At 72.2% G+C, this 25359-nt stretch carries 29 protein-coding genes; 13 read left to right on the forward strand and 16 right to left on the reverse strand.

The window, feature by feature from the left end; translation table 11 throughout:
- Positions 1–3 precede the first annotated feature (3 nt).
- Both ACULK2_RS09380 and ACULK2_RS09385 read right to left on the reverse strand, forming a co-directional pair.
- Positions 4–1098, reverse strand: coding sequence for a VIT1/CCC1 transporter family protein (locus ACULK2_RS09380; protein ID WP_445966995.1), 1095 nt, complete (start codon positions 1096–1098; stop codon positions 4–6).
- Between the two features lie 210 nt (positions 1099–1308).
- Positions 1309–1785, reverse strand: a complete 477-nt coding sequence (locus ACULK2_RS09385; protein ID WP_445966996.1) for an Lrp/AsnC family transcriptional regulator — start codon at positions 1783–1785, stop codon at positions 1309–1311.
- Positions 1786–1893: 108 nt separating this feature from the next.
- Between ACULK2_RS09385 and ACULK2_RS09390 the strand changes: the two genes are divergently transcribed.
- Positions 1894–3129 (forward strand): trans-sulfuration enzyme family protein, encoded by a 1236-nt coding sequence (locus ACULK2_RS09390; RefSeq protein ID WP_445966997.1) that lies wholly within the window; start codon positions 1894–1896, stop codon positions 3127–3129.
- On the opposite strand, the gene ACULK2_RS09395 is transcribed toward ACULK2_RS09390, so the two are convergent.
- On the reverse strand, positions 3075–4475 hold the full coding sequence (locus tag ACULK2_RS09395; protein ID WP_445966998.1) for a DHA2 family efflux MFS transporter permease subunit: 1401 nt from the start codon (positions 4473–4475) through the stop codon (positions 3075–3077). The genes ACULK2_RS09390 and ACULK2_RS09395 overlap by 55 nt on opposite strands.
- Positions 4476–4587: 112 nt before the next feature.
- Positions 4588–6420: a DEAD/DEAH box helicase gene (locus tag ACULK2_RS09400; protein ID WP_445966999.1), complete on the reverse strand. Its 1833-nt coding sequence runs from the start codon at positions 6418–6420 to the stop codon at positions 4588–4590.
- A 104-nt stretch (positions 6421–6524) separates the two neighbouring features.
- Between ACULK2_RS09400 and ACULK2_RS09405 the strand changes: the two genes are divergently transcribed.
- Positions 6525–7328, forward strand: coding sequence for an SGNH/GDSL hydrolase family protein (locus tag ACULK2_RS09405; protein WP_445967000.1), 804 nt, complete (start codon positions 6525–6527; stop codon positions 7326–7328).
- 14 nt (positions 7329–7342) lie between these two features.
- Here ACULK2_RS09405 and ACULK2_RS09410 read toward each other — a convergent pair whose 3' ends face one another.
- Positions 7343–8653 carry a D-alanyl-D-alanine carboxypeptidase family protein gene (locus ACULK2_RS09410; RefSeq protein WP_445967001.1) on the reverse strand — a complete coding sequence of 437 codons (1311 nt, stop codon included), beginning with the start codon at positions 8651–8653 and terminating at the stop codon, positions 7343–7345.
- A 23-nt stretch (positions 8654–8676) separates the two neighbouring features.
- Positions 8677–9474 (reverse strand): TrmH family RNA methyltransferase, encoded by a 798-nt coding sequence (locus tag ACULK2_RS09415; protein ID WP_445967002.1) that lies wholly within the window; start codon positions 9472–9474, stop codon positions 8677–8679.
- A 151-nt stretch (positions 9475–9625) separates the two neighbouring features.
- Here ACULK2_RS09415 and ACULK2_RS09420 point away from each other — a divergent pair, with 151 nt between their 5' ends.
- Positions 9626–10405 carry a Sir2 family NAD-dependent protein deacetylase gene (locus tag ACULK2_RS09420; protein ID WP_445967577.1) on the forward strand — a complete coding sequence of 260 codons (780 nt, stop codon included), beginning with the start codon at positions 9626–9628 and terminating at the stop codon, positions 10403–10405.
- 43 nt (positions 10406–10448) lie between these two features.
- On the opposite strand, the gene ACULK2_RS09425 is transcribed toward ACULK2_RS09420, so the two are convergent.
- Positions 10449–11549: a glycosyltransferase family 4 protein gene (locus ACULK2_RS09425; RefSeq protein ID WP_445967003.1), complete on the reverse strand. Its 1101-nt coding sequence runs from the start codon at positions 11547–11549 to the stop codon at positions 10449–10451.
- On the reverse strand, positions 11546–12454 hold the full coding sequence (locus ACULK2_RS09430; RefSeq protein ID WP_445967004.1) for an alpha/beta fold hydrolase: 909 nt from the start codon (positions 12452–12454) through the stop codon (positions 11546–11548). Before ACULK2_RS09430 ends, ACULK2_RS09425 begins: the two co-directional genes overlap by 4 nt.
- A gap of 61 nt (positions 12455–12515) precedes the next feature.
- Between ACULK2_RS09430 and ACULK2_RS09435 the strand changes: the two genes are divergently transcribed.
- Positions 12516–13217 carry an exonuclease domain-containing protein gene (locus ACULK2_RS09435; protein WP_445967005.1) on the forward strand — a complete coding sequence of 234 codons (702 nt, stop codon included), beginning with the start codon at positions 12516–12518 and terminating at the stop codon, positions 13215–13217.
- 69 nt (positions 13218–13286) lie between these two features.
- Entirely contained in the window at positions 13287–13769 is a 483-nt protein-coding gene (locus ACULK2_RS09440; RefSeq protein WP_445967006.1) for a hypothetical protein, read from the forward strand.
- A 96-nt stretch (positions 13770–13865) separates the two neighbouring features.
- Here ACULK2_RS09440 and ACULK2_RS09445 read toward each other — a convergent pair whose 3' ends face one another.
- The 3 genes from ACULK2_RS09445 to glgA all read right to left on the reverse strand — a co-directional run bounded on the left by ACULK2_RS09445 (position 13866) and on the right by glgA (position 16254).
- A complete protein-coding gene (locus ACULK2_RS09445; protein ID WP_445967007.1) occupies positions 13866–14114 on the reverse strand; it encodes a type B 50S ribosomal protein L31 in 249 nt (82 codons plus the stop codon).
- A gap of 109 nt (positions 14115–14223) precedes the next feature.
- Entirely contained in the window at positions 14224–15012 is a 789-nt protein-coding gene (locus ACULK2_RS09450) for an ABC transporter ATP-binding protein (RefSeq protein WP_445967008.1), read from the reverse strand.
- A 51-nt stretch (positions 15013–15063) separates the two neighbouring features.
- Positions 15064–16254 carry a glycogen synthase gene (gene glgA / locus ACULK2_RS09455; protein WP_445967009.1) on the reverse strand — a complete coding sequence of 397 codons (1191 nt, stop codon included), beginning with the start codon at positions 16252–16254 and terminating at the stop codon, positions 15064–15066.
- Between the two features lie 79 nt (positions 16255–16333).
- Between glgA and glgC the strand changes: the two genes are divergently transcribed.
- The 3 genes from glgC (at position 16334) to ACULK2_RS09470 (ending at position 19273) form a co-directional block, all read left to right on the forward strand.
- Entirely contained in the window at positions 16334–17581 is a 1248-nt protein-coding gene (glgC, locus tag ACULK2_RS09460) for a glucose-1-phosphate adenylyltransferase (RefSeq protein WP_445967010.1), read from the forward strand.
- On the forward strand, positions 17578–18240 hold the full coding sequence (serB, locus tag ACULK2_RS09465; protein ID WP_445967011.1) for a phosphoserine phosphatase SerB: 663 nt from the start codon (positions 17578–17580) through the stop codon (positions 18238–18240). The genes glgC and serB overlap by 4 nt, the downstream gene beginning before the upstream one ends.
- Positions 18241–18319: 79 nt before the next feature.
- Positions 18320–19273: an SMP-30/gluconolactonase/LRE family protein gene (locus ACULK2_RS09470; RefSeq protein WP_445967012.1), complete on the forward strand. Its 954-nt coding sequence runs from the start codon at positions 18320–18322 to the stop codon at positions 19271–19273.
- Positions 19274–19349: 76 nt separating this feature from the next.
- Here the strand turns inward: ACULK2_RS09470 and ACULK2_RS09475 are convergent, their stop codons facing one another.
- A complete protein-coding gene (locus ACULK2_RS09475) occupies positions 19350–20060 on the reverse strand; it encodes a beta-ketoacyl-ACP reductase (RefSeq protein WP_445967013.1) in 711 nt (236 codons plus the stop codon).
- A 183-nt stretch (positions 20061–20243) separates the two neighbouring features.
- On the opposite strand from ACULK2_RS09475, the gene ACULK2_RS09480 reads away from it, so the two are divergent.
- The 3 genes from ACULK2_RS09480 (at position 20244) to ACULK2_RS09490 (ending at position 21831) form a co-directional block, all read left to right on the forward strand.
- Positions 20244–20651, forward strand: coding sequence for a DUF3099 domain-containing protein (locus ACULK2_RS09480; RefSeq protein ID WP_445967014.1), 408 nt, complete (start codon positions 20244–20246; stop codon positions 20649–20651).
- Between the two features lie 71 nt (positions 20652–20722).
- A complete protein-coding gene (locus ACULK2_RS09485; RefSeq protein ID WP_445967578.1) occupies positions 20723–20920 on the forward strand; it encodes a hypothetical protein in 198 nt (65 codons plus the stop codon).
- Positions 20917–21831: an SURF1 family cytochrome oxidase biogenesis protein gene (locus ACULK2_RS09490; protein WP_445967015.1), complete on the forward strand. Its 915-nt coding sequence runs from the start codon at positions 20917–20919 to the stop codon at positions 21829–21831. Before ACULK2_RS09485 ends, ACULK2_RS09490 begins: the two co-directional genes overlap by 4 nt.
- Before the next feature lie 50 nt (positions 21832–21881).
- On the opposite strand, the gene ACULK2_RS09495 is transcribed toward ACULK2_RS09490, so the two are convergent.
- On the reverse strand, positions 21882–22235 hold the full coding sequence (locus ACULK2_RS09495; protein WP_445967016.1) for a DUF2200 domain-containing protein: 354 nt from the start codon (positions 22233–22235) through the stop codon (positions 21882–21884).
- Between the two features lie 115 nt (positions 22236–22350).
- Between ACULK2_RS09495 and ACULK2_RS09500 the strand changes: the two genes are divergently transcribed.
- Both ACULK2_RS09500 and ACULK2_RS09505 read left to right on the forward strand, forming a co-directional pair.
- Positions 22351–22686, forward strand: coding sequence for an ArsR/SmtB family transcription factor (locus tag ACULK2_RS09500; RefSeq protein ID WP_445967017.1), 336 nt, complete (start codon positions 22351–22353; stop codon positions 22684–22686).
- Positions 22683–23363, forward strand: coding sequence for a cation efflux transmembrane domain-containing protein (locus ACULK2_RS09505; protein WP_445967018.1), 681 nt, complete (start codon positions 22683–22685; stop codon positions 23361–23363). Before ACULK2_RS09500 ends, ACULK2_RS09505 begins: the two co-directional genes overlap by 4 nt.
- 45 nt (positions 23364–23408) lie before the next feature.
- Here the strand turns inward: ACULK2_RS09505 and ACULK2_RS09510 are convergent, their stop codons facing one another.
- The 3 genes from ACULK2_RS09510 to ACULK2_RS09520 are packed head-to-tail and all read right to left on the reverse strand — an operon-like array spanning position 23409 to position 25137.
- Positions 23409–24026: an MBL fold metallo-hydrolase gene (locus tag ACULK2_RS09510; RefSeq protein ID WP_445967019.1), complete on the reverse strand. Its 618-nt coding sequence runs from the start codon at positions 24024–24026 to the stop codon at positions 23409–23411.
- Positions 24023–24565, reverse strand: coding sequence for an SRPBCC family protein (locus ACULK2_RS09515; RefSeq protein ID WP_445967020.1), 543 nt, complete (start codon positions 24563–24565; stop codon positions 24023–24025). Before ACULK2_RS09515 ends, ACULK2_RS09510 begins: the two co-directional genes overlap by 4 nt.
- Positions 24562–25137: an ArsR/SmtB family transcription factor gene (locus ACULK2_RS09520; RefSeq protein WP_445967021.1), complete on the reverse strand. Its 576-nt coding sequence runs from the start codon at positions 25135–25137 to the stop codon at positions 24562–24564. Before ACULK2_RS09520 ends, ACULK2_RS09515 begins: the two co-directional genes overlap by 4 nt.
- Positions 25138–25359 lie beyond the last annotated feature (222 nt).

Raw genomic sequence — 25359 nt, forward strand, 5'->3', positions numbered from 1 at the left:
ACGTCAGCCGATCGTGGTGCCGAACGCGAGCCCGAGCGCGTAGGTGATGGCGGCGGCGCCGAGACCGATGCCGAGCTGGCGGAGCGCCCGTCGCATGGGCGACGCCCCGGACAGGAGGCCGACCGTCGCCCCCGTGGCGAGCAGGGCGATGCTCACGAGCACCGTCGCCGTGACGGTCGCGGCGAGTCCCGACATCCCGAACAGCCACGGCAGCACCGGGATGAGCGCGCCGGAGGCGAAGAACAGGAAGCTCGAGATCGCCGCGCTCGTCCCGGTGCCGACGGCCTCGTCGTCGTGCTCGAGACTCCCGATCGCGTCGGTGGGCGCCTGCAGCCGTTCGGCGGCCTGCACCCGTGCGAGGACCAGGGCGGCCTGGTCCACGGCCTCGTCCTCGGCCATGCCCCTGGCGCGGTAGACGAGCGCGAGCTCGTTCGCATCCAGGTCGAGGTCGCCGAGCGCGTCGCGGGCCCCGGGATCCGGGGCGGATGCCTCGAGCAGCTCGCGCTGCGAGCGCACCGACACGTACTCTCCCGCGCCCATCGACAGCGCGCCCGCGAGGAGTCCGGCGATGCCGGTGAACAGCACCACCGGGGCCGGGACGCCCGTGGCGCCGATTCCGAGGACGAGCGCGAGGTTGGAGACGAGTCCGTCGTTCGCGCCGAACACCGCCGCCCGGAACGTCCCGGCGAGGCGGCGGCGGCCGCGTGCGGCGAGGCCGCGCACGACCTCGCCGTGGATCCGCTCGTCGGCGGCCATCGCAGCGGTCGCGTCGGGGTCGTCGGCATACGGCGATCGCGACTCGGCTCGCTGCGCGAGCGCGAGGACGAAGATCGAGCCGAAGCGGCGCGCGAGCGACGCGAGCATGCGGGTGCGCACGTCGGCGCGGGGGATGCCGGTGTCGTCGCCGTCGAGCAGGCCCAGCCAGTGCGCCTCGTGGCGGCCCTCGGCAGCGGCCAGCGCGAGCAGGATGTCGCGTTCCTCGCCCTCCCGGCGGGCGGCGAGTTCGCGATAGACCGCGGCCTCGGCGCGTTCATCGGCGAGGTAGCGCTTCCAGCGGGCACGCTCGGCTGGCGTGCCCTGGGGCTCGTCGGCGGTCATCCTGCTCCATCCGAAGGTCGCGAGCGCCCGATCGGATGCCTCGGCGGCCGGGTCGCCCGCCTCGTCGCGTCTCGGCCCGTGCGGGCCTCCGCAAGGCTAATGGGCGGGATGCCGCGGCGTCGCGCCGTTCTCCCGGATTGGCAGCATTTCGGAACGCCGAACCGGATGCTCCTGTGCCGCGCCCATGCGGTGGCCCGGCGCCCTGCGCGCTCAGCCGACGAGCTTCTGCCAGCCGTCGCCGTCGGCGTGCTCGAAGATGAGGTTCGTCTCGGTGTGCGCGACGGCCGGATGCCCGGTCAGGTGCGCGAGCACGAACTCCCGCAGTTCCTCCGCGTCGCGCGCGGCGACATGAAGCAGGTAGTCCTCGGCGCCGGCCATGTGGAACACCCCGATCACGCCCGGCAGGTGGGGCACCGCGTTGCGGAACGCGTCGATCTCGCTGCGGTCGTGCTTCACGAGACGGATGGCGATGAGCGCCTGCAGCGACACGCCGAGCGAGACGAGGTCGACGTCGACGCGGTAGCCGCGGATGGTGCCGAGGCTCTGCAGCCGACGCAGGCGCAGCGAGACCGTGGATTCGGCGACGCCGACCTCCGCAGCGAGCGCGGCGCCCGATGCGCGCGCGTTCTTCGAGAGGGCGGTGAGGAGGGCCCGATCGACCCGGTCGAGTTCGGCTTTCTGCACCATGGTCGCGTACCTCCCGGTCGGACGTGAAGCTTCTGCATGAATTCTCGTCGAATCGCAAGCATCTTCGCAAGACACCCGAAATGGTGACAGATTCTGTAGCCTGCTCGCATGTTGACACCGTCGTCCAACCTCGAGACCCGTGCCGTCCACGCTGGGATGGAGGGGGTGCGCGAGCAGGGCTCGCACGTTCCCACCATCGATCTTTCCACGACGAACCCGCTCGGCGACGTCGAGAACGGCGGAATGTCCTACGAGGAGCTCGCCACCGGCGGCTGCCTGACCGAGGGTCGCTCGGCCGTGTACCAGCGCCTCTGGCACCCCGGCGTCGCGCGCTTCGAGTCCGCGCTCGCCGATCTCGAGGGCGCCGAGGGCTCCGTCGCGTTCGCGACCGGCATGGCGGCGCTCGCCGCGACGCTCATCGCCGCCACCACGGCGGGCACGCCGCACGTGGTCGCCGTCCGCCCGCTCTACGGCGGCAGCGACCATGTGCTCGAGAGCGGGCTGCTCGGCACCAGCGTCACCTGGACCGACGTCGACGGCATCGCCGCCGCGATCCGTCCGGACACCGGACTCGTCATCGTCGAGACCCCCGCGAACCCGACACTCGAGCTGCTCGACCTGCGCCGGGTGGCGGATGCCGCGGGCAGCGTGCCGCTGCTGGTGGACAACACGTTCGCGACCCCCGTCCTGCAGCGCCCGATCGAGCACGGCGCGACGCTCGTCCTGCACAGTGCGACCAAGTACCTCGGCGGCCACGGCGACGCGATGGGCGGTGTCGTGGCGGGCCCGACCGAGTGGGTCGAGCGCCTGCGCCGCGTGCGCGCCCTGACCGGCGCGCTGCTGCACCCGATGGGTGCCTACCTGCTCCACCGCGGCATCCGCACGCTGCCGGTGCGCGTGCGCGCACAGCAGGAGACGGCCGGTGAACTCGCGCGCCGGCTCGAGGCGCACCCGGCCGTCGCCCGCGTGCGGTACCCGGGCCTGCCCGGCCAGGACCCGCAGGGCCTCATCGGCCGCCAGCTCGCCGGAGCGGGCTCGATCATCGCGCTCGAGCTCGCGGGCGGCTACGCCGCGGCGTGCCGCTTCACCGAGGCGTGCCGTCTCGTCACGCACGCGGTCTCGCTCGGCGGAGTGGACTCCCTCGTGCAGCACCCCGCCTCGCTCACGCACCGACTCGTCGCGGCGGACGCGAAGCCCGACGCCGGCGTGGTCCGACTCTCGATCGGGCTGGAGCACGTCGACGACCTGACCGCCGACCTCATGGCAGCCCTCGATGCGGCGTCGGACGCTCAGGACCTGGGGCGGTCGGCGGAATTCGCGGTATCGGCCGACGCGCTGGGGTGACCGGCCGGCGCCGGATTCCGGATGCCGATCCACGAGACGATGCCGCCCACGACGAGCAACCCGGCGGTGACGACCGCGACGCGGTGATAGCCGTCGACGTCGAGCTCCCCGGCGACGATAACGCCGATCGACGCGACGGAGACGAGGCCCGCGATGCGGGCGACCGCGTTGTTCACCGCGGATCCGATGCCGGCACGCGACGGGTCGACGGCACCGAGGATCGCCGAGGTGAGCGGCGCGACGGTCATCGCCATGCCCAGGCCGACGACGAGCATGCCCGGGAACACCTGCCACCAGTACTCGACCGGCACGTCGATCAGCAGCGTGAGCAGGTACCCGGCCGCGACCACGATCGGCCCCACGGCCATGAAGAAGCGCGGTCCGAACTTCCCGCCGAGCCTGCCGAACCACGACCCGAGGATGACGAGCATGGCCGTCGGCGGCAACGTCGCGAGGCCGGCGAGGGTCGCCGGGAAGCCGCCGACCTGCTGGAGGAAGATCGGGAGGGCGAAGAGTCCGAGCGCGAACGCCGCGTAGACGAACCATGTCGCGAGGTTGCCCGCGGCGAAGTTCCGAGCTCGGAAGAGCGTGAGCGGCAACATCGGCGCGGGCGCGCGGCGCTCCCAGAGGACGAACGCGACGAGCGCGACCACGCCGATGAGCGCGGGCACGAACACCAGGGGGTCGGCCCACCCGAGCCGCCCCTGCTCGATCAGGGCGAAGACGGTGCCGCCGAGCCCGACGACGCCGAGCACCGCGCCGAGCCAGTCCACGCGCGCCCGGCCGGCGTTCGGCTCGTCGCGCCCGAGCGGATGCATCATCGCGAGCGCCACCGCGATCGGCAGCACGTTGATCGCGAACACCAGCCGCCACGAGGCGAGGTCGACGAGCACGCCGCCGACGATCGGCCCGACGAGGAAGGCGCTCGTCGTCCACGCCGTCCAGCGCCCGATCGCGCGGCCCTGCTCGGCGGTCGGGAAGGTGGCGATGATGAGCGCGAGCGAGCTCGGGACGAGCAGCGCCCCCGCCGCGCCCTGCAGGGCGCGGGCGATGACCAGCACGGTGCCGTCCGTCGCGATCGCGCAGGCGATCGAGGTGACGCCGAAGCCGACCAATCCGATCCGCAGGATCCGCAGACGCCCGAACGAGTCGGAGAGCGACCCGGCCAGCAGGATCAGCGAGCCCAGCGTGAGCAGGTACGCGTCGACCGCCCACTGCTGCAGCGACAGCCCGCCGCCCAGATCGGCCTCGATCGCCGGCAGCGCGATGTTGATGACCGCGCCGTCGAGGAACGCGATGAACGCGACCACGACGGCGATGACGAGCACGCGCGTCCGCCGGTCCATGCGCGCCATGCTACGCGGCACCGGCGAGCGCCCGGATCCGTTCGTCGATGCGCGGCAGGCGGTCGACCTTCGAACGGATGCCGCGGGGCGGCGGCCGATGATGCGGCCGCGCTCAGCGCCCTGAGAGCCGCTTCCGAAGCAGCTCGATCCGCGACTGCAGCTGTGTCACGGTCGCCTGCGCCACCTCGGGCCCGCCGCAGGCGCGGCGGAGCTCGGCGTGCACCAGGGAGTGCGCCTGGCCGGTCTGCCTGGCGTAGAGCCCGACGAGGCTGTTGAGCAGCGAGCGCTGCTCCTTGAGGGTGCGGTAGAGCGCGACGGGTTCGGCGCGCTCCTCGGCCGCGCCGTCCGACTCGCCTGCGGCGAGCACGTGCTTGCGTCGATCCGATGCCCGGCGCGCCTGCCTGGCCTGCCGGTGGCGGAGGAGCTCGCTGACCTGCTCGGGCTCCAGGATGCCGGGGAGGCCGATGAAGTCGAGCTCCTCGTCGCTGCCGGGCTCGGCGAAGGTGCCGAAGTCGGTGCCGTCGTAGACCACTCGGTCGAACGTCGCGTCGGAGCCGAGGGCCTGCCAGGTGAACTCGTCCTGCAGCTCGTCGGAGGCCGTGTCTTCGCGGTTGGCCGACTCGAGCAGCCCGTCCTCGAGACCGGGGTCGTCGTCGCCGTCGCCGCTGCGGCGGTCGAGCGCGTGGTCGCGCTGGCGCTCGAGCTCGCCCGCGAGCGCCATGAGCACGGGCACGTTCGGCAGGAACACCGAGGCGGTCTCGCCGCGACGGCGGGCGCGCACGAAGCGGCCGATCGCCTGCGCGAAGAACAGCGGCGTGGACGAGCTCGTGGCGTAGACGCCCACCGCGAGCCGCGGCACGTCGACGCCCTCGGAGACCATGCGCACCGCGACCATCCATCGGCTCGTGCCGTTCGAGAACTCCTCGATGCGCGCCGACGCCTCCTTCTCGTCGGAGAGCACGACCGTGACCTTCTCGCCGCAGACCTGCTCGAGGATCTCGGCGTAGGCGCGTGCGACGGACTGGTCGGTCGCGATCACGAGCCCGCCGGCATCGGGGATCGCGTGCCGGACCTCGGTGAGACGGCGGTCGGCGGCCTGCAGCACCGACGGGATCCACTCGCCCGTCGGTTCGAGCGCGGTGCGCCAGGCGGCCGAGTGGATGTCCTTCGTGGCGTCCTCGCCGAGGCGGGCCTCCATCTCGTCGCCCGCCTTGGTGCGCCAGCGCATGCTGCCCGCGTAGACCATGAAGAGCACCGGCCGCACGACGCCGTCCTGCAGGGCGCGGCCGTAGCCGTAGTCGTAGTCGGTCCGCGAGACGCGGATGCCCTGCTCGTCGGGCGCGTAGTCGACGAACGGGATCGGCGCGGTGTCGCTGCGGAACGGCGTGCCGGTGAGCGAGAGCCGGCGCGTCGCGGGCTCGAACGCCTCGCGGATCGCGTCGCCCCACGAGAGCGTGTCGCCCCCGTGGTGCACCTCGTCGAGGATCACGAGCGTGCGCCCCGAGAGGGTGAGCTCGCGGTGCAGGGCGGGTCGCACGGCGACCTGCGCGTACGTCACGGCGACGCCGTGGTAGTGCCGGGCGGAGCGCCCGTGCGCGTTGCGGAAGCCGGGGTCGAGCCGGATGCCGACGCGCGCCGCGGCATCCGCCCACTGGCGCTTGAGGTGATCGGTCGGCGCGACGACCGTGATCCGGTCGATCGTGCGGCGCGCCCGCAGCTCCGCCGCGAGGCGGAGCGCGAACGTCGTCTTGCCGGCGCCCGGCGTCGCCGCCGCGAGGAAGTCGCGCGGCTCGGTCTCGAAGTACTGCTCGAGCGCCTCGGCCTGCCAGGCCCGGAGCTTCGACGCGGTGCCCCAGGGCGCGCGGGCGGGGAACGATGGTGAGAGATGCTCGGCGGCCGAGGTGCCGGGCAGGTGATGGCTGCCGGTGGGGGTCGCGTTGCTCACTCTGCAGCACTGTAGTCGAGACGCCCGACACGGATGTCGCGTGCCGCACGCACGTGCACTGGACACGCCGCACGAGCCGCTCGCGAGCTGTGCAGAATGGAGGGATGGTCACCCAGCAGCATCCCTGGTCGAGATACGTCGCGATCGGCGACTCGTTCACCGAGGGCATCGGCGACCCCGAGCCCGGCGTGCCGGGCGGGCACCGCGGCTGGGCCGACCGCGTCGCCGAGGTCCTCTCGCAGGGAGCCGACGACTTCGCGTACGCGAACCTGGCGATCCGCGGTCGGCTGATCCAGCAGATCATCGACGAGCAGGTCGAGCCGGCGCTCGAGCTGCGGCCCGACCTCATCACGGTCTCGGCGGGCGGCAACGACGTGATCCGCCCCCGCACCGACCCCGACGAGATCTCGGCGCGCTTCGAGTACGCGATCGAACGGCTTGCGCGCGACCGCGCGACGATCGTGATCTTCACCGGGGTCGACGTGGGATTCTCCCCCGTGTTCCGCGGCATCCGCGGCAAGGTCGCGATCTACAACGAGAACCTCCGGGCGATCGCGCAGAAGCACGACTGCCTCGTGGCCGACCAGTGGGCCCTCGCCGAGATCCAGGACCAGCGGATGTGGGACCGCGACCGCCTGCACCTCAACGCGCTCGGCCATCACACGGTCGCCCGGATGGTGCTCGACGCCCTGAACGTCGGGAACGACCTCGAGCCCATGAAGCCCGAGCCGCTGCCCGAGCGCACGTGGCGCGAAGCGCGGACGGAGGACCTCTCGTGGGCGCGCGAGTACCTCGTGCCGTGGGTCATCCGGCGCATCCGCCACCAGTCGTCGGGCGACTTCGTGACGCCCAAGCGCCCGGCCGCCGGGCCGTACGCCTCGCGTCCGGAGTCGACGCCCGGCGACTGAGCGGCGGGTTCCGGTCAGTCGCCGACCGGCGCGTCGGCGACGACGCCCTCGTCGAGCGCGCCGGGGTTCGACAGGCGCCACCATGCGCCGGGGTCCTCGAGCGTGCCGTCGAGCACGAGCGGCACCTCGATGACCTGCGATCCGGCGGTGACGGTCGCGGTGCCGACCTCCTCGCCGTCGCCGACGAGGCGGACGGCGTCGGCCTCGACGGCGACGTCGACGGGCGTGTCCGACCACACCACGACCGTCGCGCCCTCCGCGGTCTCGGCCTCGGCGGTGTCGCCCCAGGGGGTCGCGTACGCGGCGAGCGGCCGACCGGCCTCGAGCGCGACGACCTCGTGGAAACCGGGCGCGATCGAGTCGATGAGTCCGGCGACCGCCTCGCGGACGATCGGATGCGTGTCGCCGCCGAGCACGACGCCCACGAGGGTCACGGAGGTCGCGCCCACGGCGAGGTCGGCGGAGAAGAGCAGGTTCGCCGCGTCATCCGTGGTGCCGGTCTTGATGCCGTCGACCCCGTGCGTGCCCAGCAGCCGGTTGGAGTTCTCGAGCGTGCCGAGCTCGGGGATCGCGACCGACTGCGTCGCGACGATCTCCGCGAGCGTCGGGTTCTCGAGCGCGAGCTGCCCGAGTCGCACCAGGTCGGCGGCCGTGCTCACGTCGTCGAGCGAGAGGCCGCTGGTGTCGACCACTCGCGTCTCGCCGAGCCCGTGCTCGTCGAGCCAGGCCGTCGCCCGCTCGACGTACGCGTCGACCGAACCGAACGCCCAGTTCGCCAGCGAGATGCTGTAGTTGTTGCCGGAGGGCAGCATCATGGCCTCGAGGCTCTCCTTCAGCGAGAGCGTGGAGCCGGCGACCACCGGTGCGACCGAGCCGTTCTGGGCGACCATGTCCCAGTAGATGTCGATGTCGGCCTCGGTGTACGCGATGTCGGGACCGCCCTCGCCCTCGGGGATCGGATGCTCCTCGAGCACCACGAGCGCCGTGATGACCTTGGCGATGCTCGCCATCGGCATCGGCGTGTCCTCGCCGCCGGCGGCCATGAGCCCGTCGAAGCCCACCGCCCCGACCGCCCAGGTGCCGAACCCGGGCTGGACGACGGCCTGCGCCTCGGCGACGACAGGGGTAGGGTCGTCGATGGTCGGCGCCGCCGCCGGGACGGGCGCGCCGAGCGCGGACGAGGTGTAGACCCCGCCGCCGATCAGGAGGCCGAGGATGAGCGCGAGGGCACCGACCGCGACGATCCGCCGGCGGCGGTACACCGCGGTGGTCGGCGTGGAGGGTCGCGGAGGTGCGGGCGGGGCCGGGTCGAGCGTGCGAGACATCCGTTGCAGGATACCCAGCCGACCTATGCGAGTGCGTACAGCGCCACGGCCGCAGCGGCCGCGACGTTCAGCGAGTCGACGCCGTGCGCCATCGGGATGGTGACGATGGTGTCGGCCGCCGCGAGCGCGTGTCGTGAGAGACCGTCGCCCTCGGCGCCGAGCACGAGCGCGAGCCGCTCCGGCGGATCGGCGGCGAGTTCCCGCAGCGTCACCGCGTCCTCGGCGAGGGCGAGCGCGGCGACCTGGAACCCGTGCGCGGTGAGCAGGTCCCGCGCCTCCGCCCATTCGGGCAGCCGGGCCCACGGCACCTGGAAGACCGTGCCCATGCTGACGCGCACGCTCCGCCGGTAGAGCGGGTCGGCGCAGCGCGGCGTCACGAGCACGGCGTCGGCGCCGAGAGCGGCGACGGAGCGGAGGATCGCGCCGACGTTGGTGTGGTCGACGATGTCCTCGAGGATCACGACGCGCCGCGATGCGGCGAGCAGGTCGCCGGGGTCCGGCAGTTCGGGCCGTTCGAACGCCGCGAGCGCGCCGCGGTGCACGCGGTACCCGGTGATGGCCTCCAGCCCGGCCTGGTCGGCGATGTGGACGGGGATGTCGAACGGCGAGAGGTGCGGCGCGAGGTCGGCGAGCCACTTCTCCTCCATGAGCACCGACCGGGGCGTGCACCCGGCGGCGATCGCGCGACGGATGACCTTGGCGGACTCGGCGATGAACACGCCCCGCTCGGGCTCGGTGACGCTGCGGAGTGCGACGTCGGTGAGGCGGGCGTAGTCGGCGACGGCGTCGGATGTCGCGTCGGTGACGTGTTCGATGCGCATGGGTCCTCCCGGGTCGGTGCGCGGCATCCGGAAACATTCCGGAAAAGCCGCGTGTCTAGAATCGCAGGACCGGCGAAGGGAGACGCGCGTGGTCACAGGGATCGAGGCGCCTGCGCCGTCCGATGTGCTCCTCGACGAGGCGATCCGCCTCATGCGCGGGTCGCGCGTGGCGGTCCTCACGGGCGCGGGCGTGAGCACGGACTCGGGCATTCCCGACTACCGGGGCGAGGGCGCGCCGGTGCGCACGCCGATGACGGTGCAGACCTTCCTCGCGTCCGAGACGGCACGCAAGCGGTACTGGGCGGGCAGCCACCTCGGCTGGCGGACCTTCGGAACGGCGCAGCCGAACGACGGGCACCGCGCGCTCGCACGCCTCGAGGCGGGTGGCGTGGTCTCCGGGATCGTGACGCAGAACGTCGACGGCCTGCACCGGCGGGCGGGCAGCTCGCACGTGGTCGAGCTCCACGGTGCGTCCGACCGCGTGCTGTGCCTGACGTGCGGGCAGGTGTTCGCTCGCGAGTCGGTCGCCGACCGGCTCGCCGAGCTGAACCCGCACATCGACCTGGATGTCGCGATCCGGCCGGCGCCCGACGGCGACGTCGAGGTCGACGACGTGGAGTCGATGGTGATCCCGGCGTGCACCGTGTGCGGGGGCACGCTGAAGCCCGATGTGGTGTTCTTCGGCGAGTTCGTGCCGACGCCCGTCTACCGTCAGGCCGCGGCGCTCGTGCAGCGCGCCGACGTGCTGCTCGTGGCCGGTTCGTCGCTCGTCGTCAACTCGGGCGTGCGCCTGCTCGAGATCGCCCGGCGCCGCCGGGTGCCGATCGTCGTGGTGAACCGGGGCATCACGAAGGGCGACAGCCGGGCGACGGTGAAGATCGACTCCGGCGCCACCGAGACGCTCACGGCGATGGCCGAGGCGCTCGCCTGATCGCGTCCGTCGCCCGTTCGCGCGATCACCGGGCCGGATCGGGTCAGCGCCGTCGGCGGGAGTGCGCGGCGCGCCGGTTGGTGCCGCCGACCTCGGTGAGCACCTCGAGCAGCCGTTCGGCCGAGGCGCTCCACGTGAACCGCTTCGCGACCTCGACGGATGCCGCGGACCGTCGTTCCCACTCCCCGGGCGCATCGAGGGCGAGGATGGCGCGAGCCGCGGCATCCGCATCGTCGGCGGGGAAGAAGGATGCCGCGTCGCCGCCGATCTCGCGGAAGATCGGGATGTCGCTCACCACCACGGGCGTGCCGAGGCGCATTGCCTCGACGAGCGGGATGCCGAACCCCTCCGCCTTCGAGGCCGTGACGAGCGCGGTCGCGCTCGAGAGCACGTCCGCGTACTCCTCGTCGGTCGCGCCGTCGTGGAAGACGAGGCGCGCCTCCGGCGCGGCGCGCGTGAGCCGCCGGCGCTGCTCGTCGGAGACGCGGCTCATGAGGTGCAGCTCGTGGTCGGGCAGCTGCGCGACGGCGCGCACGAGCGTCTCGACGCCCTTGTACGACATGAACGAGCCCATGTAGACGAGCGACCCGTGCTCGGGCCGTGCTCGCGGCAGGCCGGGGGTGCCGATCTCGTCGGCGGCGTTCTGCACGACCGTGAGCGGACGCTTCGTGAGACGGTGCTTCCTGATGAGGCCGGCGCTCGTCTCGGACACGGTGACGACCGCGTCGGCCCGGTTCAGCAGCAGGCGCTGCGGCCACCACATGAGGTGGTACAGCCGCCAGAGCACCCGCACGAACGCGGGCAGGTCGCGCGGCGGCGTGCGGTTCTCGTAGTAGATGAGGTCGTGCAGCGTCAGCACGAGGCCGTAGTCGCGACCCCACGAGCCCATGGTCTGCATGGGCGAGAACACGACGTCGGGCCGGAGCTTCCGGACCTGCCGGGCGACCCACGGCTCGCGCACGCTCGTCGGCCCGCTGACCAGCTCCCACGGCAGTGCGGGCAGCTTGGCGAGCTGGCGGTGATCGCTGATGAGCATGGTGAGCGGATGGCGCTTCGCGAGCTCGGCGACGATGCCGGCCGTGAACCTGCTGATGCCGTCGTGATGGCCGATCCGGACGTACCGGCAGTCGACGACGAGTCTCACGCCCGCTCCCCCTCGACGAACACGCGGATGTGCCCCGCCGCCTCGTCGGGCGTCTCGTAGTGGATCAGGTGGCCGACGCTCGGGATGACGGCGAGCGTCGCGTCCTCGAAGAGCGGCTGCAGCCGGTACTGCGCGTCGAGCGGGGTGACGTCGTCCTTCTCGGCGACGACGAGCAGGGTCGGGGTGGGGATGGCGGGCGCGTACTCGCGCACGTCGTGACCGACGGATGCCTCGAACGCCTGCAGCACGGCGTCGCGGTCGTCGAACGCGGAGAAGTACCGGTCGTGCTGGTCGTGGATGAAGCCGCGAAGCCCGGGGTCTCGCGTCTTCGCCATCGTGACGCTCATGACCCGCACGATGGCGCGGTTGCGGAGCAGCGCGAACCCGGCGCGCTCGGGCAGCGCGGCGGCGGCGCGGTAGTAGGCGACGGCGAGCCTGGTCATGATCGCGCGCGGCCCCTCGAGGGCGGGCGCGCCGATCGGGTTCACGAGGATGAGCCGGTCCGGTGCGAGGCCGGCCGCCACGGCGGCGCTCGCGACGATGGAGCCGAAGGAGTGGCCGAGCAGGGTCCATCCGCCGGCGGTGGCCGCGGCATCCGTCACGCCCGCGGCCTCGACGAACGCCACGAGCCAGTCCGCGTAGGCGTCGATGTCGTGCGGGCGACCGGCGAAGGTCGCCGAGGCCCCGAAACCGGGCAGGTCGGGGATGATCACCCGGTAGCCCGGCAGCTTGGCGACGATGGGCTCGAGTCCGTGGTGGTCGCCCCGGAATCCGTGCACCGCCACGATGATCGGCGCGTCCTCCGGTCCGTACTCCCACCATGCGGTCTCGCTGCCCAGGATCGGGGCACGATGCTCGCGGACGGGGATCCGCGCGAGGTCGACGGCGTACGGTGAGGCGATCATCCCCAGCATCCTACGGCGCGGCGGCTGGGTGCTGTCGGAGGGCGCCGATACCGTGACCGGCATGGAGCACTCCCCCGTCGCATCCTGGGCCGACACCCTCGCGGTGTTCGACCTCGAGACCACCGGCATCGACATCGACACGTGCCGCATCGTCACCGCCCACGTCGGCGTGATCGGGGCGGATGGCGCGGTGCTCGAGCAGCGCCAGTGGCTCGTCGACCCCGGCGTCGAGATCCCGACGGCGGCGACCCTGATCCACGGCGTGAGCACCGAGCGCGCCCGCCTCGAGGGGCAGCCGGCCGCGCAGGCGGTCGCCGAGATCATCGGCGCACTGCGCGATGCCGCGACGCGCGGATTCCCGATCGTCGCGTACAACGCCGCCTACGACCTGTCGGTGCTCCACCGCGAGGCCGAGCGCTACGCGCACGAGGCGTTCCGCGGTCCCGGGTTCGTGATCGATCCGCTCGTCATCGACAAGGCAGTCGACCGCTTCCGGCGCGGCAAGCGCACGCTGACGGCGGCGTGCGAGCACTACGGCGTCGAGCTCACGGCGGCGCATGACGCGGGCGCCGACGCGCTCGCCGCGGGTCGCGTGGCGCAGGCGATCGCCCGCGCGTTCCCCGAGGTCGCGACCGCCACGATCGCCGAGCTGCACGCGAGCCAGGTCGACTGGTCGCGAGAGCAGGCCGAGAGCTATCAGGAGTGGCGCCGCACGAACGGCGAGCCCGAGTTCACGACCTCGGGCGCCTGGCCGCTGCGCTGACCCTCGTCGCTCGCCGTTCGGGCCCGAAGTCCGTCGCGTCCGGGGGGCACGACGTGGGAGTCTTGTGCCATGTCGGAACGACTCCCGGTACGGTCGGCCACCGATGCGCTCGTCGAGGCGAGCGCCCTGTGGATCCTCGGCGACAGCCCGCCCGGGTTCCTCGTGGACGCCGCGGTCGAGGCCACGGTGGCCGGGCTCGATTCGCCCGCGCTGCACGAGCTCGCCGGCATGTCCGACGCGGACTCCCCGTGGGACCTCCGCGAGGCGCTCGGCCGGGCCCTCGTCGAGCTCGGTACGAGCGTGCCCGATCCGCGGGACCCGGTGACCCTGCAGCTCGCGCTCCGCGAGCTCGCGGCCCAGTTCCTGCACGAGCGGATCTCGATCCGCGAGCTCGTCGACCGCGCTCGATCGGTGATCGACGAGGGCACGGGGACGCCTGCGGACGCGGAGGCGCTGCTGGCCGCAGGAGAGGCGCTCGACGCCGGCCGCATCACGGCGCACCAGGCGCAGCTCGACGCACTGGACTGGGCGGCGGGCCTCACGCGGGAGTGACGAGCGCCGGCCGGCCTTCGACACGCCGGTCGAAGCGGACCCCGGCATGACGAAGGGGCGGACGACCGAAGTCGCCCGCCCCTGTCGTGGAGCGTCTTACGCGCCGAAGCCCTTGAAGCGCTTGTTGAACTTCTCGACGCGGCCCGCCGAGTCCATGATGCGCTGCTTGCCCGTGTAGAACGGGTGCGAGGCCGACGAGATCTCGACGTCGATCACCGGGTAGGTCTCGCCGTCGAGCTCGATGGTCTTCTCGCTGGTCACCGTCGAGCGCGTGAGGAACGTCTCGCCCGAGGCGAGGTCGCGGAAGACGACGGCGTTGTACTCGGGGTGGATGTCGGTCTTCATGGTGAATCCTTGCTTGGTCGGATGGAGGGGTCGCCCCGCCTCGAGGGCAGGGAAGTGTGTCGGCCATTGGCCAAAACACGATTCTAGCAGAGACGAGCGTCTCGGTGCGTCACCGCGCAGCGCGCGCCGCGTACCGGCCGTCGTCCTCGGCGAGCTCGATCGGCATGCCGAACGTCTCGCTGAGGGTCTCCGAGGTGAGCGCCTCGGCGATGGGTCCGGCGGCCCGAACCTGCCCGTCGGCGAGGAGCAGGGCGTGCGTGAAGCCCGCGGGGATCTCCTCGACGTGGTGGGTCACCATGACGATCGCGGGCGACGACTTCGACGAGGCGTACCCGCCGAGCAGCGCCACGAGCTCCTCACGGGCCCCCAGGTCGAGGCTCGCGGCCGGCTCGTCGAGCAGCAGCAGCTCGGGGTCGGTCATGACCGAGCGCGCGATCTGCACGCGCTTCTGCTCGCCGTCGGAGAGGCTGCCGAATCGCCGCTCGGCGAAGCCGTCGAGGCCCCACTCCTTCAGCACGCGCTGCGCGCGGCGGTCGTCGATCGACTCGTACTCCTCGTTCCATCGACCCGTGACCGAGTACGCCGCGGTGAGCACCGTGTCGATGACGGACTCGTTGCGCGGGATGAGCCGGGCCATCGCCGTCGAGGCGAAGCCGATCATGGGTCGCAGCTCGAACACGTCGACCTTGCCGAGCGCCTCCTGCAGCACCTCGACCGAGCCCTTCGTCGGGTGCATCGCGGCCGCCGCGATCTGCAGCAGCGTGGTCTTGCCCGCCCCGTTCGGCCCGAGGATCACCCAGCGCTCGTCGGAGGCGACGTTCCAGTCGATGCCGTCGAGGATCGTGTTGCCATCGCGAACCACCGACACATGCTGGAACTGCAGAACCGTAGACGCCATGGTCTCCATGCTAGTAGGACGCGCGGGGCGGCCCCGCGCACGCGGAGCCCGTCAGCGGCCCGCCAGCACGCGCTCGTAGAGCGCCCTGGTGTCGGCCGCGATCGCGTCCCAGGCGAAGCGCTCCTCCGCCCGGCGACGGCCCGCCGCGCCCATCTCGCGGGCGCGCTCCGGGTCGGCGACGACCCGCTCGAGCGCCGCCGCGAGGTCGGCCACGAAGCGGTCGGGGTCGAGCGGCGTGCCCGTGCCGTCGTCGGCCTGCTCGATGGGCACGAGCACGCCCGTGACGCCGTCGTCGACGACCTCGGGAATGCCGCCGGTCGCCGTTCCGACCACCGCGGCTCCGCACGCCATGGCCTCGAGGTTGACGATGCCGAGCGGTTCGTACACCGACGGGCAGACGAAGCACGTCGCCGCCGTGAGGAGCGCGGTGAGCTCGGTGCGCGGGAGGTGACGGTCGATCCAGACGACGCCCTCGCGCGTCGCCGCGAGCTCGTCGACGAGACCGGAGACCTCGGCCATGATCTCCGGGGTGTCGGGAGCGCCCGCGCAGAGCACGAGCTGCACGTCCCCGGGCAGGGTCCGCGCGGCGCGGAGCAGGTACGGCAGTCCCTTCTGCCGCGTGATGCGCCCGACGAACACGATCGACGGGCGATCGGGGTCGAGGCCGAGCGATCGCGCAAGGTCGGGGTCGTCGTTCGGGCGCCAGTCGGCCAGGTCGATGCCGTTGTAGACGACCGACACCTTCGCCGGGTCGATGTCCGGATAGGACCGCAGGATGTCGCGACGCATGCCGTCGCTCACCGCGATGACGGCGTCGGCGTCCTCGAACGCGGTGCGTTCGACCCAGCTCGACACCCGGTAGCCGCCGCCGAGCTGCTCCGCCTTCCACGGTCGGAGCGGCTCGAGGCTGTGCGCCGTGACGACGTGCGGGATGCCGTGCAGCGCCTTCGCCGTGAAGCCCGCGAAGTTCGCGTACCACGTGTGCGAATGCACGAGGTCGGCCCCCGCGGCGTCCTGCGCCATCAGGAGGTCGACGCCCATCGTCGACAGGGCCGCGTTCGCGGCGGCGAACTCGGCCGGCGTCGGATACGCCGTGGTGCCCGGTTCGTCGCGCACCGCGCCGAAGCAGCGCACCTGCACGTCGATGTCGCGCCGGAGCGCACGGACCAGTTCGGCGACGTGCACCCCCGCGCCACCGTAGACCTCGGGCGGATACTCGCGCGTGAGCAGGTCGACTCGCATGCGGCAACGTTAGCCCCAGTCGGTCACGGGCCGTCAACCACCTGTCATCAGCGGCGTCCGGCTGACTACGCTGGGGCACATGGCTACGCGGAAGATCTTCGGAATCGTGCTCGCGGGCGGCGAGGGCAAGCGCCTCATGCCCCTGACCGAGGACCGTGCCAAGCCGGCGGTGCCGTTCGGCGGCCAGTACCGCCTGATCGACTTCGCCCTCTCGAACCTGATCAACTCCGGCCTCCAGCAGATCGTGGTGCTGACGCAGTACAAGTCGCACAGCCTCGACCGCCACGTGTCGCAGACCTGGCGGCTCGACGGCATGCTCGGCTCGTACGTGGCATCGGTGCCGGCGCAGCAGCGTCTCGGCAAGCGCTGGTTCTCCGGTTCGGCCGACGCGATCCTGCAGAGCCTCAACCTGATCTACGACGAGCAGCCCGACATCATCGTCGTGGTCGGCGCCGATCACGTCTACCGCATGGACTTCAGCCAGATGATCCAGGCGCACATCGACTCCGGGGCCGAGGCGACGGTCGCCGCCATCCGCCAGCCGATCTCGCTCGCGAACCAGTTCGGTGTCATCGAGGTCGACGCGACGTCGCCCGACCGGATCCACCGCTTCCTCGAGAAGCCGAGCGACCCCGAGGGACTGCCCGACTCCCCCGGCGAGGTGCTCGCCTCCATGGGCAACTACGTCTTCAACGCCGACGCGCTGATCGACGCCGTGCTCCGCGACGGCGAGCGCACGGACTCCAGCCACGACATGGGCGGCGACATCATCCCCGCGTTCGTGTCGCAGGGCAAGGCGGGCGTCTACGACCTCAAGGGCAACGAGGTGCCGGGCTCCACTGACCGCGACCGCTACTACTGGCGCGACGTGGGAACGATCGACTCGTTCTTCGAGGCCCACCAGGACCTCATCTCGGTGCTGCCCGTGTTCAACCTCTACAACCAGGAGTGGCCGATCTTCAGCCAGCAGGTGAACTCGCCCCCGGCGAAGTTCACGCGCGACGCGCGCGGGTCGCTCGGCACCGTGATCGACTCGATCGTCTCCCTCGGCTCGGTCATCTCGGGCGCGCACGTCGAGCGCAGCGTGCTCGGGCCGTGGGCGATCGTCGGCTCGGGCGCGAACGTGTCGGATTCGATCCTGTTCGACCGCGCACGCATCGAGGCGGGCGCGACGGTTCGCCGCGCCATCCTCGACAAGGAGGTCGTGGTCGAGGCGGGCGCGCACATCGGCGTCGACCGCGCCGAGGACCGCGCGCGCGGGTTCGTGGTCACCGACAGCGGCATCACGGTGGTGGGCAAGGGCTCCCACGTCCGGAAGCACGCGTGATCCGCGGAACCGACGGCCGCTCCGGCGGCCTCCTCGTCGTGCTCGACGCCGACTCGACCCTGATCCGAGAGGAGGCGATCGAACTGCTCGCCGAGGCCGCCGGCAGCCTCGAGCACGTGGCCGCGGTGACCGAGCGGGCGATGCGCGGCGAGCTCGACTTCGCGGCGAGCCTGCGCGAACGCGTCGCGACGCTCGCCGGGCTGGCCGTCGCCGAGGTGCTCGCCGCACGCGACCGGCTGACGCCGACGACGGGAGTGGACGAGCTCATCGACGGCGTGCACGCCGCGGGCGGGCGGGTCGGCGTCGTCTCCGGCGGGTTCCACGAGCTGCTCGACCCGCTCGCCGAGCGGCTCGGGCTCGACTTCTGCCGGGCGAACCGGCTCGAAGTCGAGAGCGGCCGGCTCACGGGCCGGGTGCTCGGCGACATCGTCGACGCGGAGGCGAAGCGGCGCGCCCTCGAGGAGTGGGCCGCGGTGTCCGGCACCCCGCTCGCGCGGACGATCGCCGTGGGCGACGGCGCCAACGACCTGCGCATGCTCGATCGGGCGGCGCTCGGCGTCGCGTTCTGCGCGAAGCCCGTCGTGCGTGCGCAGGCGGATGTCGCGATCGACCGCGTCGACCTCAGCGGCGTGCTCGCGCTCGCGGGCCTGCGCGGCTGACCGAGCAGTCCGCCCGTTCACACTGGGAGTCGCATCCGAACCGCTCGCGGCCTGCGCGCGATGTGCCTAGCCTGACCCCATGACCAGCCGCACCGTCGCACGCTCGTCCGCCGTTGGCGCCATCGCCGCCCTCCTCGTCGTCTCGGTCGCATCGCCGGCCCTGGCGGCGCCGCCGACCACCGCCGGTGGTGGTGCGGTCGAATCGATCGTGCAGCTGCCCGACGGCTTCCAGCCGGAGGGCATCGCGATCGCGCCGGGCGGGACCGCGTACTTCGGTTCGCTCGCGGATGGTGACATCTACGCCGTCGACCTCCGGAGCGGCGAAGGCGAGGTGGTCTCCGAGGGGCCCGGCACACCATCCGTCGGACTCGACCTCGACGCGATGGGGCGCCTCTTCGTCTCGGGCGGCGACGCGGGCGATGCGCGCGTCATCGACACTGCGACGGGCGAGGTCCTGGCGTCCTACCAGCTCGCACACGGGGCGGGGTTCATCAACGACGTCATCGTGACCCGGGATGCCGCGTGGTTCACGAACAGCTTCGCCGGTGAGCTCTACCGGCTTCCGCTCGGCCCGGGCGGCGCCCTGCCCGATCCGTCCGAGGTCGAGACGCTGCCGCTCGGGGGCGACTGGGTGCAGCAGGGATTCTTCAACGCCAACGGCATCGTGGCCACGCCGGACGGGAAGGCGTTGCTCGTCATCCAGAGCTCCACGGCGACGCTCTACCGCGTCGACCCGGCGACCGGCGACGCGACCGCCGTCGATCTCGGCGGTGCGGCCCTGCCGAACGGAGACGGGATGCTCGTCATCGGCCGCACGCTCTACGTGGTGCAGAACCAGCTGAACCAGGTCGCGGAGATCCGGCTCGACCCGTCCGGCACGACCGGAGAGCTCGTCGACACGCTCACGAGCCCGGACTTCGACGTGCCGACCACGGTCGACGTGTTCGGGAACGGCCTCTACCTGCCGAACGCCCGGTTCGGGACGCCGCCGACGCCGGACACCGAGTACCAGGCAGTCCGGATCGACCGCTGACGCGCGAACCGACGTGGCGCACCGCACGGCAGGACGGCGCCGGCGCGAGTCGGCCGGGCGGCTCGAGGCGCTCGGGCTAGTGGCCCATGCCGAGACCGCCGTCGACCGGGATCACGGCGCCGGAGATGTACCCGGCGTCATCGCCCGCGACCCACGCGACGACCTTCGCGACCTCGGAGGGCGTCGCGAAGCGGCCCGCCGGGATGCTCTTCCTGTACTCCGCCTGCTGCGCCTCGGGGAGCGCATCGGTCATGTCGGTCTCGATGAATCCCGGCGCCACGACGTTCGCGGTGATGCCCCGAGCGCCCAGTTCGCGCGTGATCGAGCGCGCCATGCCGACGAGCGCCGCCTTCGACGACGAGTAGTTGACCTGGCCCGCGCCGCCGTAGAGGCCGACGACGCTCGAGATGAGGACGATGCGGCCGAATCGGGCCTTGAGCATGCCCTTCGACGCGCGCTTGACGACGCGGAACGCGCCCGTGAGGTTCGTGTCGACGACGCTCGTGAACTCCTCCTCGCTCATGCGCATGAGGAGCGTGTCGCGCGTGATCCCCGCGTTCGCCACGACGACCTCGATCGGGCCGAGCGCAGCCTCGATCTCGGTGAACGCGCGGTCGATCGATTCGGCGTCCGTCACGTCGGCGCGGACGGTGAGCGTGCCCGCAGGGCCCTCGCCGGAGCGCGCGGTCACGGCCACGCTGTGGCCCTGCGCGACGAACTCCTCGGCGATCGCGTACCCGATCCCCCGGTTGCCTCCGGTCACCAGCACCGTGCGGCTCGTGGTCATGACGTGACTCCGTCTCTCTCGGGTGTGGGCCGGCGATCGCGGGCGCTCCCTGCGCGGCCGTGGGGTGTGCGCGATGCGAGCGCGCGAACCGTCCCAGCATAGAGGTTGCCGAGTGCGCGGCATCCGTCGCCCGTTGCGGACGTAGGCTTGAGGTGAGGAGCGCCGCAGTCCACGGCGACCACCATGAAGCACCAGCCCCTGCAGTCGATCACGTCGCTGCCGCCGTCGCCCGACGACGAGCGCCGTTCGCGCATGATCAAGTACACGGTGATGATGTCGATCCGTGTCGCGTGCATCGTCGCGCTGCTGTTCGTGGAGGGATGGTGGCTGCTCGTGTTCGCGCTCGGCGCGGTGTTCCTGCCGTACTTCGCGGTGGTCGTCGCGAACGTGGCCACGACCCGCGGCTCGACCGTGGAACGGCCGGGCGGGCTCGTGCCGCTGCGCCGGGCCGACGGCGGCACCGACTGGACCGAGGCGGACCCCGCCGGCGACGGGCGCCCCGCCGACGGCGCAACGCCCGGTCCCGATGCGCCGTCCGCCGACCGGCCGGAGCGCCCCGCGCGCCCGGACGATGCGGAGGGCGACCGGTGATCGGCCTCTCCTCCGCCGCCCCGCAGGGCGGCTGCTCCCGTGCGGGATGCCGGGAGGCCGCCGCCTGGCGGATGGACTGGCGGAACCCGAAGATCCATTCGGAGGACCGCGTGAAGACCTGGCTCGCGTGCGACGAGCACGTGGACTACCTCCGCGACTTCCTCGCATCGCGCTCGTTCCCGGTGCGGGTCGAGCGCTTCGAGACGACGGATGCCGCGCCCGCGACGCCGCACGTCGGCGACGCGGCGCACCGTGGTGAGCGCGCATGACCGGATGGCGGTTCCTCGTCTCGCCGCGGTGGGCGGGCTACCTGGCGCTCGTGATCGTGTTCGCGATCGCGTGCTCGGCGCTCGGCACGTGGCAGCTCAACCGGCGGGCGGAGGCGCTCGCCGAGGTCGCGCGCATCGACGCCAACTACGACGCCGACCCGACGCCGCTCGCCGAGGCGCTCCCCGAGCTCGACGGGTTCGACATCGACCAGCGGTGGCAGGTCGTCTCGGCGACGGGCGAGTACCTCGCCTCCGAGGAGGTCGTGGTGCGGAACCGTCCGTACGGCGGCAGCACGGGGTTCGAGGTGCTCACGCCGTTCCTCCTCGACGACGGGACGGTCTTCATGGTCGACCGGGGATGGATTCCCCAGGACTCCGACGGCCGTCCCTCGGAGGTTCCGGCGCCGCCCGCCGGCGAGGTGGAGATCTCCGCGCGCCTCAAGGCCGGCGAGGGACTGATCGCCGGCCGTACGTCATCCGGCGCGGAGCTCGCGACGATCGACCTGGGCGAGCTCGCCGAGCGCGTCGACGCGCCGGCGTACACGGGCGCCTACGGCATCCTCATCCAGTCGGGTGCCGAGGCGGCCGAACCGCCCGTCGCCCTCCCCCGTCCGGTCCGCGATGAGGGCCCGCACCTCTCGTACGCCCTGCAGTGGTTCGTGTTCGCGCTGCTCGCGTTCATCGCGCTGGCGTGGTTCGCCAACCAGGAGCGCAGGGCGCTGGCGACGGATGCCTCGGGGCCGGAGTCCGTCGACGCTCCCGCGGGCGACGGATCGCCGCCGGGCCCGGATCGCGCCGCCTCCTCCGCTCGCCGATCGACGCGACCGCCGACGCAGCGCGAGCGTCCGGTGAAGCCGTCGCGCGAGCGCTCCGACGCCGACGTGGAAGACGAGATCCTGGACCGCCGGTAGGGCGGGCGTGGGGGTCGCCGCTCGCGCGGGGCGCGCGCCGCGGCATCCGTTCACGGACCGCGCAGGATCGAGGTCATCTTCTTCCCTCGGGCGACCTCGTCGACGAGCTTGTCCATGTAGCGGATCTTCTGCATGAGCGGGTCCTCGATCTGCTCCACGCGGATGCCGCAGATGACGCCCGTGATGAGCGAGGCGTCGGGGTTGAAGGCGGGGGCTCGGGCGAAGAACTGCTCGAGCGTGCGCCCGTCGTCGATGGCCTCGTCGAGGCCGGCCTCGTCGTAGCCGGTCAGCCAGCTGATGACCTGGTCGACCTCGGCCCGGCTGTGGTTCTTGCGCTCGACCTTCTGCACGTAGAGCGGGTGGATGCGGCCGAAGCTCATTCCGTAGATCCGGTGTCCGGCCACTCGCGTCTCCTCCGTCGAAGCGGGTCGTTCCCGCCCGCTCCAGCCTACGCGCGCACAGCGACCGCCTCACCGTAACGTCTTCCGTGAATTCACGATGTGCTGTACTGTCGTGCGCATGACCACGACGGCGACCCTCACCCACACCGCCGCGCTCGCGCGGCTCGGGCACGCGCTCTCCGACGACACCAGGGCGCGCATCCTGCTCGAGCTGCGCGACGGTCCCGCGTATCCGTCCGACCTCGCGGATCTGCTCGGGGTCTCCCGACAGGTCATGTCGAACCAGCTCGCCTGCCTTCGCGGCTGCGGCCTGGTCGAGGCGACGCCCGACGGGCGACGGACGTCGTACCGCCTGGCCGACGAGGTCCTCGCCGACGCGCTCGGCGACCTCCTGCGACTCGTGCTCGTCGTCGATCCCGCCTGCTGTTCGAGCGACGAGTGCAGCTGCGCGTGAGCGGATCCCCGGCCTCCCCCTCCATCGCCGCGGCCCGCCGCGTCGTGCTGCAACGTCGTATCCGCTGGATCGTCGCGGGCACGATCGCCTACAACGTCGTCGAGGCGATCATCGCCCTCGCGGCCGGAAGCGTGGCGTCGTCGGCGGCGCTCATCGCCTTCGGGCTGGATTCCGTCGTCGAGGTGCTCTCCGCGGCAGCGGTCGCCTGGCAGTTCGCGGCGCCCGACCCGGAGCGGCGCGAACGCGTCGCGCTCCGGCTGATCGCCATCTCGTTCTTCGGGCTCGCCCTGTTCGTCACGGTCGACGCAGTGCGGGCGCTCCTCGGGGCGGCCGATCCCGACCCCTCGCCGGTCGGCATCGCGCTGGCCGCCGCGAGCCTCGTGGTCATGCCGGCCCTGTCGTGGCTCGAGCGGCGCACCGGACGCGAACTCGGTTCGGCCAGCGCGGTGGCCGACTCGAAGCAGACCCTGATCTGCGCCTACCTGTCGGGCGCGCTGCTCGTCGGGCTGCTGCTGAACGCCCTGCTCGGGTGGGCGTGGGCGGACTCGATCGCCGCCCTCGTCATCGCCGGCTTCGCCCTGCGCGAGGGCGTCGAAGCCTGGCGCGGCGACGCCTGCACGGCGCCCGTGTCGGTCCTCACGGGCGAACGCGAGGCGGAGCACGACCGCCGCGACTGACTGGCGGCGCCCCGCTTCCCGTCACGCATTCGCGCAGCGATCACGTCAGCGGCCGGTCCCGGGCTCCCACGGATCGTCCGTATGGGCCAGCCAGACGCGCTCGGGGTCGAGGGAACGGATGAGTCGCTGGCCCTCCGTGCCGGGATCGTCGAGCTCGCCGAACCAGACCGCGGTGTCGCCGGCGATGACGACCGGGCGGGGGCCGCCCTCGATGACCACGATCTGCGAGCCGCGAGTGTGCCCGGGCGCCGGAAGGAGGCGGAGCCCCGGCAGAAGCTCGAGTTCGCCGTCGACCGGCACGTACCGCACACCGGGCGGGTCCACCCACTCGCGGATCGTGTACTCCTCCTCGCTGCGGGCGTCCTCGAGTTCCTGACGCTGCACGTGGACGGGGATACCGGCGAAGAGGTGGTTCCCGCCGCAATGGTCGGCGTGCAGATGCGTGTTGACGACCACGTCGACGGACGCGAGGTCGAGGTCGCGGGCGTCGAGCGGGAGGACCCGAGTGACGAAGTCGGAGAGCGCCGGGTGGATCTCGGTCATCCCGGTATCGACGAGCACGCGTCCGCCGGGATGATCGATGAGGTGGACGTGGACCGGCATCCGCTCGCCCTCGATGGCGAGATCGGCGACGTGGATCGGCGTGACGGCGATGGTCCTCATTGCTGCACCGTGACGGGGAAGCGGGTGGTGAGGTTGTCGAGCATCGGGATCAGGTCGGCCGCCATCTGGTCGAAGAACTCGTTCTCCCACTCCGCACCGGCGCCGTACGCGCTGGTGACGACGCGGATCACGCAGCTGCCGCCCGACTCCGCCTCGATGAGGAACTCCGTCGCGATGGGCGTGACCTCCGCGAGGCCGTCGCAGACCGCGGACAGCGGGACGCCGATCGACTCGAACCACCGGGCCATGTCGGGGTCGACGTCTTCCGGCCGATCGGCGATCGGCCAGGGCTCCTCGTAGGCGAAGCGAACCCCTGGCGTGTAGTCGGTGACGACCCCGGTCGATGTGCCCTCGCCGAGGTCGAAGTGCACCTCCCCGCCCACCCGCGGGTCCAGCCTGGTGGGCACCATCCAGGACGAGATGCCGTCGGCGGTCGCGATGACCTCCCACACCTGTTCCGGCGTGGCGTCCACCTCGTAGGCGCGTTCCATCCGGTGTTCGACCCGCCCGGGCTCTTCGGGCTGCTCGTGCTCGATCATGACGACTCCTTCGGTCGTGGGTACGACGAGATGGTGAGGCGATGCGGGCGCCCGTCGTCGTGGTGGTACCTGGCGGCCAGCGCGGCGACGGCGGATTGCAGGTCGGTCGCGAACGCCGCGCGATCCTCCGCCGACGCGAACCCGATCACCGTGTCGACCGTGAGGGTCGGCACTCGCGTTCCCGCGACGGCCCGGTTCGCGATCGCGCCCATCTCGGTCACGTTCCGCGCGTTCACCGCGACCAGGTACGAAGCGGACAGGCGGTCGGAGACCTCCGACGGATCGAGGCGCGATCGCTGGATCACGTCGGGCGATGCCACCAGGTGCCGGGCGGATCGCCGCAGCATCCGTTCGGTGATCCCACCCCACGCGCGCTCCTCGACCAACTCGACGAGACCGTGCGCCTCCAGTGTCTTCAGGTGATAGTTCACCTTCTGGCGAGTGGACCCGAGCGCCGCCGCGACGGTGCTCGCCGAGCCCGGCTCGGCCAGTGCATCGAGGATCGCGGCCCGGGTCGGGTCGAGCGCCGCCTCGACGGCGGCGGGGTCTGCGAGCACTCGCACTTCGTCCACATGCTGACGCTACGCCTTGACAGGAATTCTTGTCAATGGGTGGGAACGCCCATCGGCCGCGAGGCTTCCGGGAGGGGAAGGCATCCCGGGCTACCTTTCCACCGCGATCGAGCATGGGACTGTCGTCTGCGGACCCTCGATGCGGCCGGCCGGAGCCGCAGTTCTGCCGAAGAGCCGACCCCCGGTGTCCGAGAGCCGGTCCTCACCGGTACGGTCGCACCT

Source organism: Agromyces molybdatiresistens (assembly GCF_052748445.2).